Consider the following 17,110-nt stretch of genomic DNA (forward strand, 5'->3'; position numbering starts at 1 on the left):
TTTGCAGTGCGGGGGGCGCGCCAAAAAAGCTTCGTGCCGCACCAAACCACCGGGGAAGCGAACCAAAAATCTTAAATACCGAACATTTACCGGTCGGCAACGCGCCAAACCGCTATTTCAACGCTCCAAACCAGCTGATTGCCGCACCATTACCCCAGCAACTCCGGCAAAACAACCGCTGCCACATAAAAAAACAAGCTCTCCCCGTCATCTACATCCCCGGGAGAGCTTGTTTCCAATGAAATTAACTATTCGCAGCAACCGGCTGCACGGAACTTTCCTTCAAACCCGCCACAATCACACTATTGACCGCATTCATGTAGGCCAGTGCACTTGCTTTCAAAATATCGGTGTCCGCAGCTTTTGCAATATACTTTTCGCCTTCATGTGAAATGGTAATCTTTACTTTCCCCAGCGCATCTTTCCCGCGCGACACGCTGCTGATGTCATACTCCACCAGCTTGACGTTGATTTTCGTAATGTCGGCGATTGCGGAATACAAAGCGTCAATCGGACCTGAACCTACGGCGCTCGCCTTAAAGACTTCTCCGCCTTTACGGATCTTCACGCTGGCTGAAGGGAAACTAGAATTGCTGACGACTTGCAGATCATCGAATTCAAAGAAATGGTCGCTGTAATTTGTTGCATTCGCCATGTCGTTCTTCTCATAATAATTCTCCACGATGACATACAGATCATGATCATATACTTCCTTCTTCGCGTCCGCAAGCACCAGAAACCCTTCGAAAATCCCTTCAAAATCTTCCTTAGAAAGCTGGCTGAAGCCCAATTTCTCCAGCGCATTTTTCACTGCATGACGGCCGGAACGCGCGGTCAGAATTAATTCCATATCGTCCAGTCCCACGTCTTCCGGATGCACAATTTCATACGCATCCCGCGACTTCAGCAAGCCGTCTTGGTGAATACCGGATGAATGTGCAAAAGCATTATCTCCCGTAATCGCCTTGTTCACCTGCACATCCAGCCCCATGAAACTGGAAACGAGACGGGAAGTATTCATAATTTCTTTCGTATTGATTTGTGTAGTGACGTTATAAATCGAACTTCTCGTTTTCAGTGCCATGACGACTTCTTCGAGCGCTGCATTGCCCGCGCGCTCGCCGATGCCGTTAATCGTACATTCCACTTTATCCGCCCCGTTTTTGACCGCTGCCAATGTATTTGCCGTCGCCATGCCCAGATCATTATGGCAATGAACGCTCAATAACACGTCGGGATTCAAGTTTTTCATCCGGTCATTCAGCTTGTAGATCATGGCGCCGAATTCTTCCGGTTCCGCAAAGCCGACCGTGTCCGGCACATTGATCATCGTCGCGCCTGCTTTCATGACCGACTCGATCGTGTGCCATAAATATTCAAATTCCGAACGTGAAGCGTCTTCCGTGGAATACTGGACTTCAGGCAATAAAGTCTTGGCATATTTCACCGCGTCCACGCCGATTTGCAGAATTTGATCCTTCGATTTATTGAACTTTTTCTCCACGTGGATATCTGACGTGCCGAGCACCATATGAATCATCGGATTTTCTGCCTGCTTCACTGCGTGGTAAACGGAATCGATGTCTGCTTTCACCGCACGCGCAAGCGCCGTGATCATAATATCACTTGTGTTTCCTACTTTTTGAGCCACTGCCTGCACTGCATCAAAATCACCTTGAGAAGATGCAGGGAATCCTGCTTCGATGATATCGACACCCAGTTTCTTGAGCTGCTGCGCAATTTCCACCTTTTCATAGAGATTCAGTTTCGCACCCGGTACCTGTTCGCCATCACGCAACGTTGTATCAAACACCCAAATTTTTCTGCTCATTCCTCTGCACTCCTTTGTGATATGTGATATAAAAATGAAAAACAAAAAAATCCCGCCTCTATATTGAAAATAGAGACGAGATTATACTCGCGGTACCACTCTAATTGACCTGTCAACATCAACAGATCCACTTGAATCGACAGCAATCACTGTCTGTCCCGTTAACGGAGGAAACCGACATCCCTTACTTTTTTTCAGGGAGTGACTCGTGGATGAGTTCGAAATGCGCGCCTGCCGGTTTTCACCAACCACCGGCTCTCTATAAAGGCACTGCGATTTCTACTGGTTCCAGTCTTCGTCTGAACTGATATATTGTATGCAATATTACAATACATCACCCGAAGTGTCAACAGTTTTCTGAAAAATAAATCGGTTGGTTGTTTTCGCCGCTTATTCCATCAAATCATCGACGATTGAAGCCGGCACATAGGTTTTATTCGTTTCCAGAAGTGCAGGTGCTGCTTCGAACTGACGCAATGATTTATTATAGCCGTATTTCTTTTCATCGCGGGTAATCGTCAGCGACTTAGCGTCTTTTACTAAGATTGCACCTGTACCTGTCGATTTCACCTGGTAGCCAAGCTCTTCCGCCACTAAACGAAGAGGGACCATTTTCACACCGTCCACCATCTTGTGATCTGCTGCGATCAAGTCTTCAAGCGCAGAGTTCGTGTCTTCATCAGAATCTGCTGCAGTTCCATCCAGGACCACTACTTTTTCCGGTGTTGTCTGCGCAGGGATACTTCTAGTCGTTGCTGTATAGAAAACGAGCAGATCCTGATCTTTCAGGTCTTCCGCTTTCACTTCTTTACCTGACACACTGGAAATGTCCGTGTCTTCGCTTATATTCAGCTTCAATTTCAGACTTGCATCCAACAATTCCTCATCAAATGTGCCGACTGCCGTAAATCCAATCTGATCTGTCTCCACAATGACAGCGTCGGGGCTGTACTGCGGCGGATAAATCATGAGCATCGGCTTGTCTGCATCTGTGTACGCAGTGACCTGATCACCCTTCTTTAATTCAGCTTCTTTGCCTTTGTTATCAAAAACCAACGTATCTTTCATGACTGCCAGCACGTTAGTTTCTTCACCGTTCTTCAACGTATACAGCGTCACATCGCTGTTTTTCTCCACGCTGTCAATTGTGCCTTCCACTTTAATGAATGACATTTGCTCCTGCACCTCTTCCGCTTGCGCGTCGTCATTTGCAAATACTGCCGCTGGGACTGCCGCTCCGCTGATCAGCAATGCGGACATCGCAAACGGTACAAATTTGTTCTTTTTCATGAAAAACCATCTCCTTTTTAGTATTCATTAGAGTAGTCGTACGGCAAAGAAAAAGGTTACAACACTATTAACCCATTATTCTACTTCTACCCTTCCTGCCGCCCGAAAAACCAATTTCAAAGAAGATGACGATAATGAAAGCGAACATACTTACATAGAATGGATGGTAGCAAAATGAAAGGGGCATACTCATTCATGGAATCCGCTCTTCTACTGATCATTTTATTACGGATTTTTTCAGGCAGTATAGATATTTCAGCTGCGCTGCTAATGTACAAGTTCAATGATCTCGAAAAGGCGTTCTATATTAACACTATGCTGGCACTCGTTGGCCCTTGCGTATTGATCATCACGACAGGTATCGCATTATTTGGACTGGCCGAAAAGATTTCCATAACACGTATGGTGTGCTTGTTTGCCGGAATTACGCTAATTTTGATTAGCTTGAGGTCTGAATAATAACGAGGAAAATCCTGATTTTTCTATGTAAAGAAGAAAAATCAGGATTTTATATCTCAGCAGAGAATTCAATTTTGGCACACTGAAACCTTATATAAATTTCTATATAAGTTGAATTAATAAATAAGCATTCTATAAGTTACCTAGTACCGTTGATTTCCGTTCCAGGCGGACGCGTGTCTTGCGGGCCCGCGGTGAGTCAACTTGCACTCCAATCAACTGAGTAGATAGAACATAGCTTCCTTATGATGTAATAAGTTTAATTCAACTTATATAGCACTCACTAAGGTTATTCTATGACTTTTTCACAGACATCCTGGTCGCTTACCATCTGAAATCAAATGATTGATTTTCTCAATTAAAGCAGGCAATTCACCCATTGATTTAATAGTATAATCCGCTCCATTGCGCAAAAACGTTTCTTCAGTTTTAGAAATGATCTTTGTACGTTCTTCTTCGGTTAGTGCATGAAATTCAGCAGAACTCAGACCCATTTCCGAGCTTCCAATAATGACTCCTGCCGACCAAACACCGGCATGTATCGCTTCTTGGATATCTGATACAGTGTCTCCAACCTTTAATACTTTCCATGCCGCTGATAATTGCAAAGCCTCCATATTTTTATATATCATATACGGATACGGTCTCCCAAAGGAGTTTGTTCCATCCGGGGTAATATAAAAGTCCGGTCCATATCCTTTTTTTAAGGCATTTGGGACAACTACCTTCATCATCATTTCGTTATATCCTGTGGTCGAACCGATTTTCAGCCCTTGCCCCCTCAACACCTCTACAGTCTCTTTTACTTCCGGGATTAAATCCGTATATTCGACTAAGGACGACATAAGTGCAGATTCAAACTCACCATACAACTTCTCAACGTCTTGTTCATTAAATGGACTTTTATACTGTTCTTTCCACAATTCAGAAATTCGCGGCATAGACAGCATGGCGCGGATATGGTCAATTTTCAGCATACCCATTGGCGCTCTTGCTTCTTCCATCGTTACTCTAATTCCTGCATTTTTAAAAATATCAATAAATACATGTACCGGTGCAAAACATCCAAAGTCTACTGTTGTTCCAGCCCAGTCGAAAATAACACCTTCTACTCTGTTCATTTTGACACCACCCCTATATATTCTTCGATAATCGCGCATAATGCGATGATATCTGCTTCATAAATTTCGCCAATATTGCCGATTCGGAATGTATCCACATCTGTCAGCTTACCTGGATAGATGACAAAACCTTTTTCTTTCATATACGAATAAAAGTCTATAAAACTGAATTGTTCATCCGGGAATAAGAACGTAGTAATAATGGGTGATTGCTTTTCCGCATCAATATAAGCGCGTATACCTAATTGATCCATCCCAACTCTTAGAAGGTGATTATTATACTCATAGCGCCGCTGTCTAGCGCTAATTCCACCCTCTTCGATCAATTCATCAATCGCTTTAGAAAAGGCTGCGACAACATGCGTCGGTGATGTATAACGCCACTTCCCGTCCTTCTGCATTTCCTTCCATTGATCAAATAAATCCAAAGATAAACTATGTGAGTTCCCTTCACATGCCATTAATTTATCAAGTTTCGCAATGACAAATCCGAATCCTGGAACCCCTTGAATACATTTATTGGCACTGCTTATTAAATAGTCAATTCCGAGGGATGGCACATCGATTTCTATGCCGCCGAAACTGCTCATTGCATCGATGATTAAAGTTTTGTCAAACTCCTTTGATAGTTGCGAAACCATCTCAATCGGATTCAAAATTCCTGAGGTAGTTTCACAATGCACCATAACCACATGCGTAATACTTTGATCATTTTCCAAAACAGCACGAATTTCTTCTTCATTTGGACATTCATTAAACGGAAATTGATACTCCATAAAATCCAAACCTATATATTCGGCTATTTTAACAATTCGTTCTCCATAAGCGCCATTTGTGATGATTAAAGCTTTATCATCTTCTGACATCGATGTGTTCATGACCGATTCAACAGCGAATGTACCACTGCCCTGCATGAGAACCACGGTATATTCAGCCTCATCCGCAGATGCTAATTCAAGAAGCTGTGATCTGATTTTTTGTGTAATCGCTTTATACCCATCATCCCAAGTGCAGCGATCAAAGAGCATCTCCTCTTTTACTGCTCTTGATGTCGTTAACGGACCGGGTGTTAAAAGTTTATAATGTTGCATGTTAATTACCCCTATTCTTATTTCGCAGAATTGAAATAGTCTTGATGTTTCTTCAACAGCTCAACTGTTAGCGTTTCTTTAAATTTATTTGTATAAGAAGGCTGATGATCCTGACTAATCACTTCACCATCATAAAGAGCTACTGGATAGTCTTGAATCAACCCTTTTCTTGCGTCTTTAGTTATGACTTCTGCCATTTTCATTGAACGTTCCATTGTTCCATCCTCTTTATCCACTACTGCAACCGCTTCGGTAAGTGAGAAATTCCCTTCAGTCGGATCGACATAATCTATCGGCATGCCTTGCCCTTTCGCAATGACTGCTTGATGACGCAGTCCAAATCCAGCGGCAGTTTCCCCAGCTTGTACTTTCTTAATAGGACCTGATCCGGAACTCTCCAGATGGGGGCCAACGTTAGCGATCAGTTTTTGGAGAACCGTTTTTCCTTCTTCTTCTCCGTATTGAGAAACTATAGCTTGCACTAACAACCAGCCTGTAGAAGAATCCATTATATTCGGAATGGACACGAGTCCTTTAAATTCCGGCTCCGTCAAATCGGCAATAGAAGACGGCATGGATAGACCCTTTTTCTTCAGTACTTCGGTATTAACGAAAATAGAGCCGGTATTTGCCAAAACAGGCATATAATACGGTGGATATTTTTCTAAAGCATCCGTTGTAAATGTTAAGTCTGTAAACATATTATGATTTTCTTGAGCACTTTCAATGAAGTAAGAACTCATCGTCACGATATTCGCTTCAATTTGCTTGCCTTCAGCCATTAACTTTCCGCCCAGTTCTGACGTGCCCAGCGATTGAAATACATACTGCCCTTCGTATCCCGCACCTTTTAAAGCAGTTTCCATGGATGCTACTGCTTCTTCGTCACCATTCGTCAAAATGACTACTTTTTCCTTTTCATCCGTCGACGCGCCTTTAGCAGTACATCCTGCTATCAACCAGACCGTACTAAGTGTTAATAAAAATATGTAAAATCCCTTCTTAACCATATGTTTTCCTCCTCAATCAGCCTTTTTTTAGTTGCCTTCTTTGAAAATAATCGAAAAGTAACTTAACAAATAAGTTTGTAAAAAAGATGAGTATGGACAAAACAAACACTTCATTAAATTTAGCAAAATGCTGCAGCTCTTTAATTTTGCTTGCAACGACCGAAGTATTAACGGTCACCAAGAAAATGATTCCGCTAATCGTAACCATGGCATTAATGAAATAGTAACTGAACATTTCGAACAACGTCGATAACGAGTTCGGTATGATGACACGGCGGATCGTCTTAAACCAGCTGTCTCCCAATAATTCTCCAGTCATTTCCCACGATAGATTCATCTTGCTCAACGAATTTTTAGCCATTAGATAAGGGGTCGTAAAGTAGTGAACGATCGTACTCAAGACGATAATGGTTAATGTCCCTTTTAAACTGCTGTTATTGAAAAGCAATAAATAGGCTATCCCTAAAACCATGCCCGGCACTGTATTTGTAATCATTGAAATAATATCCAGTGCAACCTTTCCTTTAATGGATGTACGCACATTTAAGAGCGCTGCTCCAAAAGCAATGAGTGTGCCGAATAATGCAGTCAATAGCGCTACGGTAATTGAGTTTTTATACACATTCACCAAATCGCTTGATTGAAATACATCCGAAAAATGCTCGAAAGTAAAAGTTAGATCATAAGGATAACTAGTAACAAATGGTGCAACGAACATGACGGCAAAGATGGCAGCCATACTTAGTAAGACAGTCGTCGAAAGAAGCCCCAACACGATGTCCCTGCTCTTATTCCGAAGCAATTCAATTTCACTGAACTTATCGTAATTAAAATTAAATTTTTCGAGATACCGCAACAACAATACGGCAAACACTGCCGGAACTAACATGAAGACGGCAATTGCAGCACCGTGATTGAAATCCGGAATAGAGCCGAGCATCACTTGGTATAGACCTGTTGCAACCACAGAGTACGTTCCCCCAATAGAAGCTGGTATACCGAAATCTGTAAAACTCAATATGAAGGAAAGGACAAACGCGCCTCCTAATGTTCCCCATAACGGACGTATGATCGTATTCAATAAACTTCGCAGGGCCCCATCGCCCATCAACTTTGATACAATAATAAATTTTTTATCAATATACTTAAAAGAATTGTTAATTAGCAGAAATGCTGGCGGCAGAGTATACAAGCAATAGCCTATTAACAATCCATTAAATCCATAAATCTCAAAAAAGCTTTTCCCAAATAATTTGGTGAGCAATCCTTGATTTCCAAAGGAATACATAATAGCAAACCCATATGTAATCGTAGGCAGCAACATCGGTATTAATATTCCAATCTTTATCGCGCCTTTTAACGGTCGGAATATTCTCGTACAATTGACGGTATAAGCTAAGACAAAAGCTAAAATCGTTGTAATAACCGCTGTCACACTTGATATTTTTATACTGTTCCAGATAGACTCCATCAGTTCTTCATTCGCTAAAATAAAATGATAATTTGAAGTGCTTAATCCTCCACTTGTTTCCAAGGAACGAATAAGTAAAATGATCAAGGGCAAGACAAGAAAAACGGCGAATATGCATATGATGATTGTGTAAATAACACGTATTTCGGGCTTTACTTTAAGCATACTTTTCACTGAACAAGTTATATATATTCTGTCTTTTAATCTGTAATTGTTTCAAAATAAATTCCTCCACAAAATCATTACTCGGGTGATTAATAATTTCATGCGGCGTGCCAAACTGCGAAACATTGCCATTATTAATAATGAGAATTTTATCTGATAAGGTTAATGCTTCTTCGGGATCATGAGTGACAATAATCGTTGTCAAATCGAACTCTTTCGCAATGGATTGGATTCGTTCTTTTATGGATTCCTTAATCACCCCGTCTAACGCGCTCAATGGTTCATCCAGCAACAAAATTTTCGGCTTTGTTACTAACGTCCGAGCAAGTGCAACCCTTTGCTTCTGACCACCAGATAACTCACTGATTTTCTTATATAAGTGAGGTTTTAGTCCTAAGAAGTCAATATATTCCTGAAGTTCATTCTCGGTGACCGATTCTCTTTTATTCCTTAAACCATAGATAATATTATCACGCGCATTCAAATGCGGAAAAAGAGCATAGTCCTGAAATACAATATTAAAACCTCGCTTTTTCATCGGAACATTGCTCATATCCATCCCATTAAAAATAATTTTTCCTTGATCCATCTTGGTCAATCCTAAAATAATGTTCAATAATGTTGTTTTTCCACTGCCGCTTGGGCCAAGCAAAGAAACAATCTCACCGGCTTTAATCTCAAGATTGATATTTTCTAAAATAACTTTTTGATCGAATTGCTTACTTACATATTGCAATTCCAGCAAACTGATCACCTCCTGAAGTAATTTTATTGTAGCAATTGATTGTTAATGTTCATGCCGACTTTTGTAAAGACTCAGTAAAATCAAATCAGAATGTATAAATTTCATTGTAATAACGAAAAAAATCAAATTAAAACCGCATGAGACCAAGGATTATACACTTGGTTTCATGCGGCTTTTTCTCTTTTTTGAGTTTTGTCTACGAGTATTATGAAGGGTCAGCACCAAAATCTATTCTGTATAACTTGTCATGTATGTATTGCGAAAATCATGCTGCAGTTTAAATCCGCTTCGGCGCTGGGGAATGTGTGACATACTGCATTTTTACAGAGTGTGAGTTTAGTTAGTGTTGTTCTCGGTTTCTCGACCTTGCAAGAAGTTTGAATGGGGTATGTGTTTGCAGTTTAAAGACGCTGCGGCGCTGGGGGATTGCCTTACGCTATGAGCCATCTGGCGAAGAACACGCCAGTTGTCTCATAGCAACGGCCTACCCCGCAGTTGCGCCTTCGCTGATGTGGGGAAAGTATATCATGTTGCTTTTTTTGCAGAGTGTGGATTTAGTTGGTGGTGTACCCGTTTCTCGACTTTGCAAATGCATTCAAAACAAGAATCTAAGCCTTTGCAGAATGCTAAGTATTGCATGAAACGCCACACCGTACGTAATATACTCAAATAGCATGCTCATGACTGCCATTCATATAAAAATTCCTGAAAAACCAACCAGTGTACCGGAGTGAAAGCCGTCACGAAGAACGGCTTTTGCGAGTAAAAGCGCAGCGTTAGGAGCACTGTTTGCCTTAATTTCTGCAAAGAACACAGAAATACGGCAAAGCGGACCCTTCGCTGTCCGCTTGGCTCACCGCGGGCCCGCAAGACACGCGTCCGCCTGGAACGCAGGGAAACGTTATCCACCCATTTACCATCATATTCTGCGCAATCCCATCTCAAACTGCTCATTAAATTGATTATCAAGCACATGTTTTGGTGAAGAGCCATTATGAAATCAATTCTTTATATGATTACACTTATCTAACAGTCGATGATTTAATAAAGAATGACATAATCAGACCTATGACAGCAATCACCAGACCGAATATAAAGGCGTCTTGAACCCCTGCAGTTAATGACGCACCGATTACCGATGGGTCTAATGGGTCTTTTACGCTCTCCATATACGTACTCTGAGAAGCTGACATAATCGTAATAGCAACAGCAGTTCCAATGGCTCCGGATACTTGCTGCAGGGTGTTCATTAAAGCAGTTCCATCTGGATAAAGGTTTTTGGGCAGCTGATTCAACCCATTCGTCTGCGCTGGCATCATTACCATAGACACACCAACCATAAGTATGGTGTGCATCGTGATCACCATAATAATAGACGTTTCCGTTGTGACGTTTGATAAATTCCATAACATAATAATCATAAGAATAAACCCAGGAAGAACCAGCCCTCTTGGTCCGTATTTGTCAAATATTCTTCCCGTTATTGGAGACATAATTCCATTCAGTACACCGCCCGGTAAAAGTACCAGCCCTGCTGAGAATGCAGTTAATGCCAGACCTGTCTGTAAGTATAACGGTAAAAGAATCATAGAAGACAAAATAATCATAAATGTGATAAACACGGACAATAACCCTAAAGTAAACATGGGATATTTAAATACGCGCAGATCCAGCATCGGTGTACTCATTTTAAATTGCCGGATAGAGAATAGAACAAGCGCGGCAACACCTATGGCAATAGTAGAAATAACAATCATACTGCCCCACCCATTTTCGCCTGCACTACTGAAGCCATAGACTATTCCGCCAAAACCGATAGTCGATAAAATAATGGAAAGAACATCAATTTTAGGCTTAGTGATGGTAGAGACATTTTGCATATATTTCATACCAAACAGCAATGCAATGACAAAAAACGGTAAGGTGATCCAGAAAATCCAATGCCAGCTGAGATATTCAATAATTAAACCAGACATCGTGGGTCCAATCGCGGGTGCGAACATGATAACCAAGCCCATTAATCCCATAGTTGCTCCCCTTTTATGGACTGGGTAAATCACCAAGATGGTATTAAACATAAGAGGCAGCAATAAGCTGGTGCCGATTGCCTGAACCACACGTGCCAGCAGTAATATGCCAAAACTTGGCGCCAGTGCTGCAATTAGTGTTCCGACAATGGAGAACAGTAACGAGGCAATGAATAATTGACGAGTAGTAAACCACTGGATTAAGAGACCTGAAATAGGAACTAGTATCCCCAAAGTCAATAAATAACCCGTTGTCAGCCATTGCACTGTAGAAGAGCCAACTTGAAATACTTCTATTAAATCTTTAAGCGCCATATTTAAGGCTGTCTCACTAAATAATCCTATGAACCCTGCTATTAAAAATGAAATCAAAATCAGGTTCGTTTTGATTATTTGTTTTTCTGGTTGTGCTCCAACTGTTGTCATGAAAAGTCCTCCGATTACTAACTTAAATTTATCATTTCCCGGCAGAAGACTCCCTCTTCAGTCGTGTGAAGGGCAAAGCCCAACGATAAGAGAGAGATGAATGCCGGTTGGCGATAGCCAAAGTGATTCTAACTGTGATATAATGGGAACATATATTCCTGTATGAAGTGAGGTGAAAACAATGCTCGTCAACAAAGCCTATAAGTTTCGTATCTATCCAACCAAAGAACAGGCAATCCTCATCGCTAAAACCATTGGATGTAGTCGTTTCATATTCAATCACTTTTTAGGGCATTGGAACGATATCTACCAGAAGACAGGCAAAGGCTTCACCTATCATTCTTGTTCTGCTGAATTAACAAAATTGAAAAAGGAATTACTATGGCTAAAAGAGGTTGACAGTATTGCCCTCCAATCCTCACTAAAAAATCTTGCGGATTCCTATACACGATTCTTCAAGAAACAAAACAAAGCACCACGCTTCAAGTCTAAAAAGAACCCTGTTCAATCTTATACGACCAAGCAGACCAATGGAAATATTGCCATCGTAGGCGGCAAAGTGAAGTTACCTAAATTAGGGCTTGTTCGTTTTGCCAACAGTCGGGAAGTACAGGGTCGTATCCTGAATGCGACCGTCAGACGAAATCCAAGTGGCAAATACTTTGTATCTATTCTAGTAGAAACAGAAGTACAGCAGTTGGAGAAAACAGCATCATCTATCGGTATAGACCTCGGCATCGTTGATTTCGCCATTCTTTCTGATGGCCGTAAGATTGACAACAATAAGTTCACATCTAAAATGGAGAAGAAACTAAAAAGGGAACAACGGAAACTTTCAAAACGTGCCTTGTTAGCCAAAAATAAAGGTATCCATCTATTGGAAGCAAGAAACTACCAAAAACAAAAAGGTAAGGTTGCTAGATTACATGAAAAAGTAATGAACCAGCGTGATGACTTCCTTAATAAGATAACTACAGAAATTATCAAAAACCACGATATGATCTGTATCGAAGACTTGAATGTCAAAGGAATGTTACGCAATCATAAACTAGCTAAAAGTATCTCTGATGTGTCCTGGTCCAGCTTTGTGACGAAATTAAAATATAAAGCAGATTGGTATGGAAAATTACTAGTTGAAATAGACACATGGTTTCCATCTAGTCAGCTATGCTCTACTTGCAGTCACAATGATGGCAAAAAGTCACTAGACATTAGGAAATGGGTTTGCTCTACTTGCCAAACACCTCACGATCGAGATATCAACGCCAGTCTGAATATCCTAAGCGAAGGGCTTCGATTACAATCCTTAGCCTAACTACACAATACAACCGTAGGAACTACGGGGATAGCTTAGTAAATAAAAGAAACCTCTGCGAGTAAAGAAATACGCTTGCAAGTATGCTTTGTTCCCAAGAATCTCCCGTCTTCAATCAGACTGCAAGGTCGATAAGTGGGAGTAGTTCAAATGACTTACTTTTTTCTTAATACTGCCGGGATCTGTTCCGCAATAACCTGAAGAGGATTTCTATTTTTCATTGTTTCAGATAAAATAATACCGCCTTCCAGTAAAGCGTTAATCACTATACTCAAATCTGTTGACTGTTTCTCACTGTAACCAGCCTCAAGTAATTTATCTTTATAAATTAATTGGAAATGTTCAAAAGCTAATTGACAAGTCATTCTAATAGGCTCGCTTGTCGAATGTTTTTCGCCCGCAATCGTTCCAATTGGCAGACCTATATAATGATCATCCTGTAAAATTTCTTCAGATAATTGATAAATATGAGCCTGGAATGCTTTTACAGGATCTTCATGTTTTTCAAATACCTCTTGAATCTCGGTGATTACAATTTTTTTTGTATGATGAATCGCCTCAATGGCTAAATCTTCTTTTCCTTTTGGAAAGTAATGATAAAGCGAACCTTTCGGAATCCCACTCTCCTTAATAATGTCATTTATCCCTACACCATCATATCCGCGTATTCGAAAAAGCCGGGAAGCTGCTTCTATTAGGATATTCTTAGAATTATTTGCTGTCACATAAGTCACTCCTCAGAATTATAACAACCGGTCTATTATATTCTTGCAGTGAAGACTTGTCAATAACGGGAAAACTGAAAGAGAGCTTTCGAGGCAAACAGGTATAGAACTATAAAATACAAATGAACTAGCGGCAAATGCCAGATTCCTCAATATGCATAAATAGATACTTCAATCGTTTTTCAAGCAAGCATAGAAAATTATAAAAAGCATGTATCAAATCTCCGAAAGTCAGGAGACCGATACATGCAATAGAAACCTGTAACAATATTAACAATTAATGCTGGATGCTATTCACTTGTGCGGCTATATTGAGAACAGACCTAGTACATGGTCATACTCCAGGAACTTCATATTCCATTATATGATCAATTTGTTCTTCATCACCCATAAAAAAGGAATGAGATGTAGTTTGAATAAAACCTAAACTCTTATAAAAGGCAATTGCATTCTCGTTCTTCTCCCAGACTCCCAGCCAAATAAGCTTTTTCTTTTGTCCTTTAGCTATTTCGATCGCTTTATTTAATAAATACTTTCCGAATCCCTTTCTTTGAAATTTATTTCTTATATAAATCCTTTCAATTTCAAGTGACTCATCACCCCTCTTCTCGGATTGGGCATCGTTACTATTTATCTTTAAATATCCAGCGACTTCATCATCTGAATAGAGAAAATAGAATTCAGAAGAACTATTGGACATTTCCTCTTCCAGCTGTTTGAGATGAAATGCTCTTTCTAAATAAGCATTCATGTTGCCAACTGAATTCTGACTTGCAAATGTATCGTTGAATGTTTCAATGCTTATTTCTTGAAGTGCCGCTAAGTCATCAAAGTTACACCTACTGATTTTTATAGTCATTTTTCATTGCTCCTTTACAGTATGTATCTGTACGAAAACTAACGTAACATAATCCTGAATATTTTTCACACAAGTTCTAGTGATTTCAATTATAAGGAAAACCCCTCTCCAATTAAAAGGAAAGGGGCTGGAACTAGTAACTCTCTTCATTCAGTTATCTATTCAAAGTTTAACCCGCTGCAGTCTCAGCGCATTCAAAACGACAGACACTGAACTGAATGCCATTGCTGCCCCGGCTACCCAAGGGGCTAACAAGCCAAGAGCTGCAATTGGAATTCCGATTGTATTGTAGAAAAAAGCAAAAAATAGGTTTTGTTTGATATTGCGCATAGTTTTCCGGCTCATAATAATGGCATCTGCCACACTGTTTAAATCGCCGCGCATGAGCGTTATATCTGCTGCTTCTATTGCGATATCTGTTCCTGTACCGATCGCCATGCCGATATCCGCAAGGGCTAGTGCCGGGGCATCATTAATGCCGTCACCGACCATCGCCACTTTTTTGCCTTGTGCTTGCAACTTCTTAATTTCCTCGCTCTTTTGTTCAGGAAGAACCTCCGCAATGACATGACTCAAACCAACTTGCCGGCCAATTGCTTCAGCAGTATGCTGGTTGTCTCCCGTCAACATAATGACATCCAATCCAAGGGCTGCCATTCTTTCAATTGCTTTTTTAGATGTTTCTTTTACCGTGTCTGCTACTGCCACGACACCCGCAAGCTTCCCGTCAATTGCGACGAGCATCGCTGTTTTCCCTTCATTCTCCATACTCTCCATTGTGGATTCAATGTTTTGAAGAGCGATGTCCCTGCTTCGCATGAGTTTTCTTGTTCCAGCAAGTACATGCTTTCCGGCAACTTCCGCTTCAATTCCGTAGCCGGGGAGCGCGTTAAATGTTGTCGGTTCTATCAAATCAATTCCTTTTTCTCTAACGCCCGTTACAATCGCCTGTGCTAATGGATGCTCGGATTGATTTTCAGCGGAGGCGACCCATTCTAAGACATTCCGTTCCACAAATCCTTCAGCCACGATAACGTCTGTCAATGCAGGCTCGCCTTTCGTCACTGTACCTGTTTTGTCCAATACAACGGTGTCAATTGAACGGGTATTTTCCAGGTGTTCGCCGCCTTTGAAAAGCATACCCATTTCTGCTGCTCTCCCTGATCCTGCCATAATGGAAGTAGGGGTTGCCAGACCGAGTGCACATGGACATGCAATGACGAGAATCGAAATGGTCGGGATGAGAGATGATCTGAAATCTCCCGGTGTTACGACAAAATACCAAGTGAAGAATGTCACTATCGCGATGCCGACTACAATCGGAACAAAGACACCAGAGATCCTATCTGCCAAACGCTGAATATCCGCTTTTGAACCTTGCGCTTCTTCAACGACTTTGACAATTTGTGATAACGCACTGTCTCTTCCAACTTTTGTCGCTTTAATCTGCAACGATCCATTTTTATTGATTGTCGCGCCAATTACAGGGTTTCCAACTACTTTATCTACAGGGATACTTTCCCCGGTAATCATCGATTCATCGATTGCTGATTGGCCTGCAACGATTTCACCGTCGACAGGAATCTTTTCACCCGGTTTTACTAAGATGATATCCCCTGCCACTACCTCTTCAATCGGAACTTCCTGTTCAATCCCGTCTTTCAATACACGCGCGGTTTTTGCTTGTAAACCAAGCAACTTTTGAATCGCCTGGCTCGTTTTTCCTTTTGCTCGAACTTCGAATAATTTACCAAGCAAAATGAGTGTAATGATGACTGCAGATGCTTCAAAATAAAGTTCCGGCTCGCCAACGCTGCCGGCATTCGCCCATTCAACTGATAAAAAGAGACTGTAGAAATAAGCAGCACTAGTTCCAAGCGCTACTAATACATCCATATTAGCGCTTTTACTTCGCAAAGCATTATAAGCCGCTTTATAAAACTGCGCACCGACTATGAATTGAACAGGTGTAGCCAAAGCAAGCTGTACCCAGGGATTCATAAGGAATTCTGGTAAATAAATAAAAGACGTGAACTCGAAATGTGCAACCATTGTCCACAGCAGCGGCAAAGTCAGAATTGCGGAGAAAATGAATTTCCGTGTCTGCTTTTTGATTTCCTGCTCTTTATGATCCATCTTATCTTTGCCATCTGTTTTGGGAATCAATTCATATCCCATCTTCTTCACATTGACAATCATTTCATTTGGGCTAGTCTGGCTGCTATCATAATTAGCTGTCAAAGTCTCTAGCGCAAAATTAACTGAAGCGCTTGAAACGCCATCCATTTTATTAATTCGCTTTTCGATTTTTGTCGCACATGCCGCACACGTCATACCAGAAATATCGAATTCAACTTTATCTTGAATCACTGCGTATCCTAACTTTTCGATACGCGCCTTAAAATCTTCGACATTTGTTTGTTCAGGGTCGTATATGATGGTTGAATTCTCCAAAGCAAAATTGACATTCGCCTTTTCAACACCTTCAATTTTAGATAACCCTTTTTCAATACGGTTTGCACACGCTGCACATGTCATTCCATTGATCTTCAATGTTTTTTCTGCAGTTGCCATT

General features: G+C 41.0%; 14 protein-coding genes and 1 other annotated feature. Of the genes, 3 read left to right on the plus strand and 11 right to left on the minus strand.

All coding sequences use genetic code 11. The features are described 5' to 3' along the window. Positions 1-242: hypothetical protein (locus NCCP2331_RS12910; RefSeq protein WP_251671189.1), on the plus strand; the 242-nt coding region annotated here is incomplete at its 5' end. 2 nt (positions 243-244) lie between these two features. Here the strand turns inward: NCCP2331_RS12910 and NCCP2331_RS12915 are convergent. Together NCCP2331_RS12915 and NCCP2331_RS12920 are read right to left on the minus strand one after the other, a co-directional pair. Then, on the minus strand, positions 245-1,831 hold the full coding sequence (locus NCCP2331_RS12915) for a 2-isopropylmalate synthase (RefSeq protein ID WP_251671191.1): 1,587 nt from the start codon (positions 1,829-1,831) through the stop codon (positions 245-247). Positions 1,832-1,899: 68 nt separating this feature from the next. Continuing rightward, positions 1,900-2,136: a binding site (T-box leader), on the minus strand. Between the two features lie 85 nt (positions 2,137-2,221). Then, positions 2,222-3,121, minus strand: a complete 900-nt coding sequence (locus NCCP2331_RS12920; protein ID WP_251671193.1) for a stalk domain-containing protein — start codon at positions 3,119-3,121, stop codon at positions 2,222-2,224. Between the two features lie 174 nt (positions 3,122-3,295). Here NCCP2331_RS12920 and NCCP2331_RS12925 point away from each other — a divergent pair, with 174 nt between their 5' ends. Then, positions 3,296-3,580 (plus strand): YqhV family protein, encoded by a 285-nt coding sequence (locus NCCP2331_RS12925; protein ID WP_228551142.1) that lies wholly within the window; start codon positions 3,296-3,298, stop codon positions 3,578-3,580. 305 nt (positions 3,581-3,885) lie between these two features. Here the strand turns inward: NCCP2331_RS12925 and phnX are convergent, their stop codons facing one another. The 6 genes from phnX to NCCP2331_RS12955 form a co-directional block, all read right to left on the minus strand. Further along, the gene (gene phnX, locus NCCP2331_RS12930) at positions 3,886-4,701 is read right to left on the minus strand and encodes a phosphonoacetaldehyde hydrolase (RefSeq protein WP_251671195.1); all 816 of its coding nucleotides are present in this window, start codon (positions 4,699-4,701) and stop codon (positions 3,886-3,888) included. Continuing rightward, positions 4,698-5,792 (minus strand): 2-aminoethylphosphonate--pyruvate transaminase, encoded by a 1,095-nt coding sequence (gene phnW, locus NCCP2331_RS12935; protein ID WP_251671197.1) that lies wholly within the window; start codon positions 5,790-5,792, stop codon positions 4,698-4,700. Before phnW ends, phnX begins: the two co-directional genes overlap by 4 nt. 17 nt (positions 5,793-5,809) lie before the next feature. Beyond that, entirely contained in the window at positions 5,810-6,802 is a 993-nt protein-coding gene (locus NCCP2331_RS12940; RefSeq protein WP_251671199.1) for an extracellular solute-binding protein, read from the minus strand. 16 nt (positions 6,803-6,818) lie between these two features. After that, the gene (locus NCCP2331_RS12945) at positions 6,819-8,438 is read right to left on the minus strand and encodes an ABC transporter permease subunit (protein WP_251671201.1); all 1,620 of its coding nucleotides are present in this window, start codon (positions 8,436-8,438) and stop codon (positions 6,819-6,821) included. Further along, positions 8,431-9,183 (minus strand): ABC transporter ATP-binding protein, encoded by a 753-nt coding sequence (locus NCCP2331_RS12950; protein ID WP_251671203.1) that lies wholly within the window; start codon positions 9,181-9,183, stop codon positions 8,431-8,433. The genes NCCP2331_RS12945 and NCCP2331_RS12950 overlap by 8 nt, the downstream gene beginning before the upstream one ends. Positions 9,184-10,205: 1,022 nt before the next feature. Next, positions 10,206-11,636 carry a DHA2 family efflux MFS transporter permease subunit gene (locus NCCP2331_RS12955; RefSeq protein ID WP_251671205.1) on the minus strand — a complete coding sequence of 477 codons (1,431 nt, stop codon included), beginning with the start codon at positions 11,634-11,636 and terminating at the stop codon, positions 10,206-10,208. Between the two features lie 181 nt (positions 11,637-11,817). On the opposite strand from NCCP2331_RS12955, the gene tnpB reads away from it, so the two are divergent. Next, positions 11,818-12,951: an IS200/IS605 family element RNA-guided endonuclease TnpB gene (tnpB, locus tag NCCP2331_RS12960; protein WP_251671207.1), complete on the plus strand. Its 1,134-nt coding sequence runs from the start codon at positions 11,818-11,820 to the stop codon at positions 12,949-12,951. A 155-nt stretch (positions 12,952-13,106) separates the two neighbouring features. On the opposite strand, the gene NCCP2331_RS12965 is transcribed toward tnpB, so the two are convergent. The 3 genes from NCCP2331_RS12965 to NCCP2331_RS12975 all read right to left on the minus strand — a co-directional run bounded on the left by NCCP2331_RS12965 (position 13,107) and on the right by NCCP2331_RS12975 (position 17,109). Continuing rightward, the gene (locus NCCP2331_RS12965; RefSeq protein ID WP_251671209.1) at positions 13,107-13,676 is read right to left on the minus strand and encodes a TetR/AcrR family transcriptional regulator; all 570 of its coding nucleotides are present in this window, start codon (positions 13,674-13,676) and stop codon (positions 13,107-13,109) included. Positions 13,677-14,010: 334 nt separating this feature from the next. Beyond that, positions 14,011-14,535 carry a spermidine/spermine N(1)-acetyltransferase gene (gene paiA, locus NCCP2331_RS12970; protein WP_251671211.1) on the minus strand — a complete coding sequence of 175 codons (525 nt, stop codon included), beginning with the start codon at positions 14,533-14,535 and terminating at the stop codon, positions 14,011-14,013. A gap of 162 nt (positions 14,536-14,697) precedes the next feature. Next, positions 14,698-17,109, minus strand: a complete 2,412-nt coding sequence (locus NCCP2331_RS12975) for a heavy metal translocating P-type ATPase (RefSeq protein WP_251671213.1) — start codon at positions 17,107-17,109, stop codon at positions 14,698-14,700. Between the last annotated feature and the right edge of the window lies 1 nt (position 17,110).

This window comes from Sporosarcina sp. NCCP-2331, from assembly GCF_023707945.1.
GTDB classification, from domain to species: Bacteria; Bacillota; Bacilli; order Bacillales_A; family Planococcaceae; genus Sporosarcina; species Sporosarcina cascadiensis.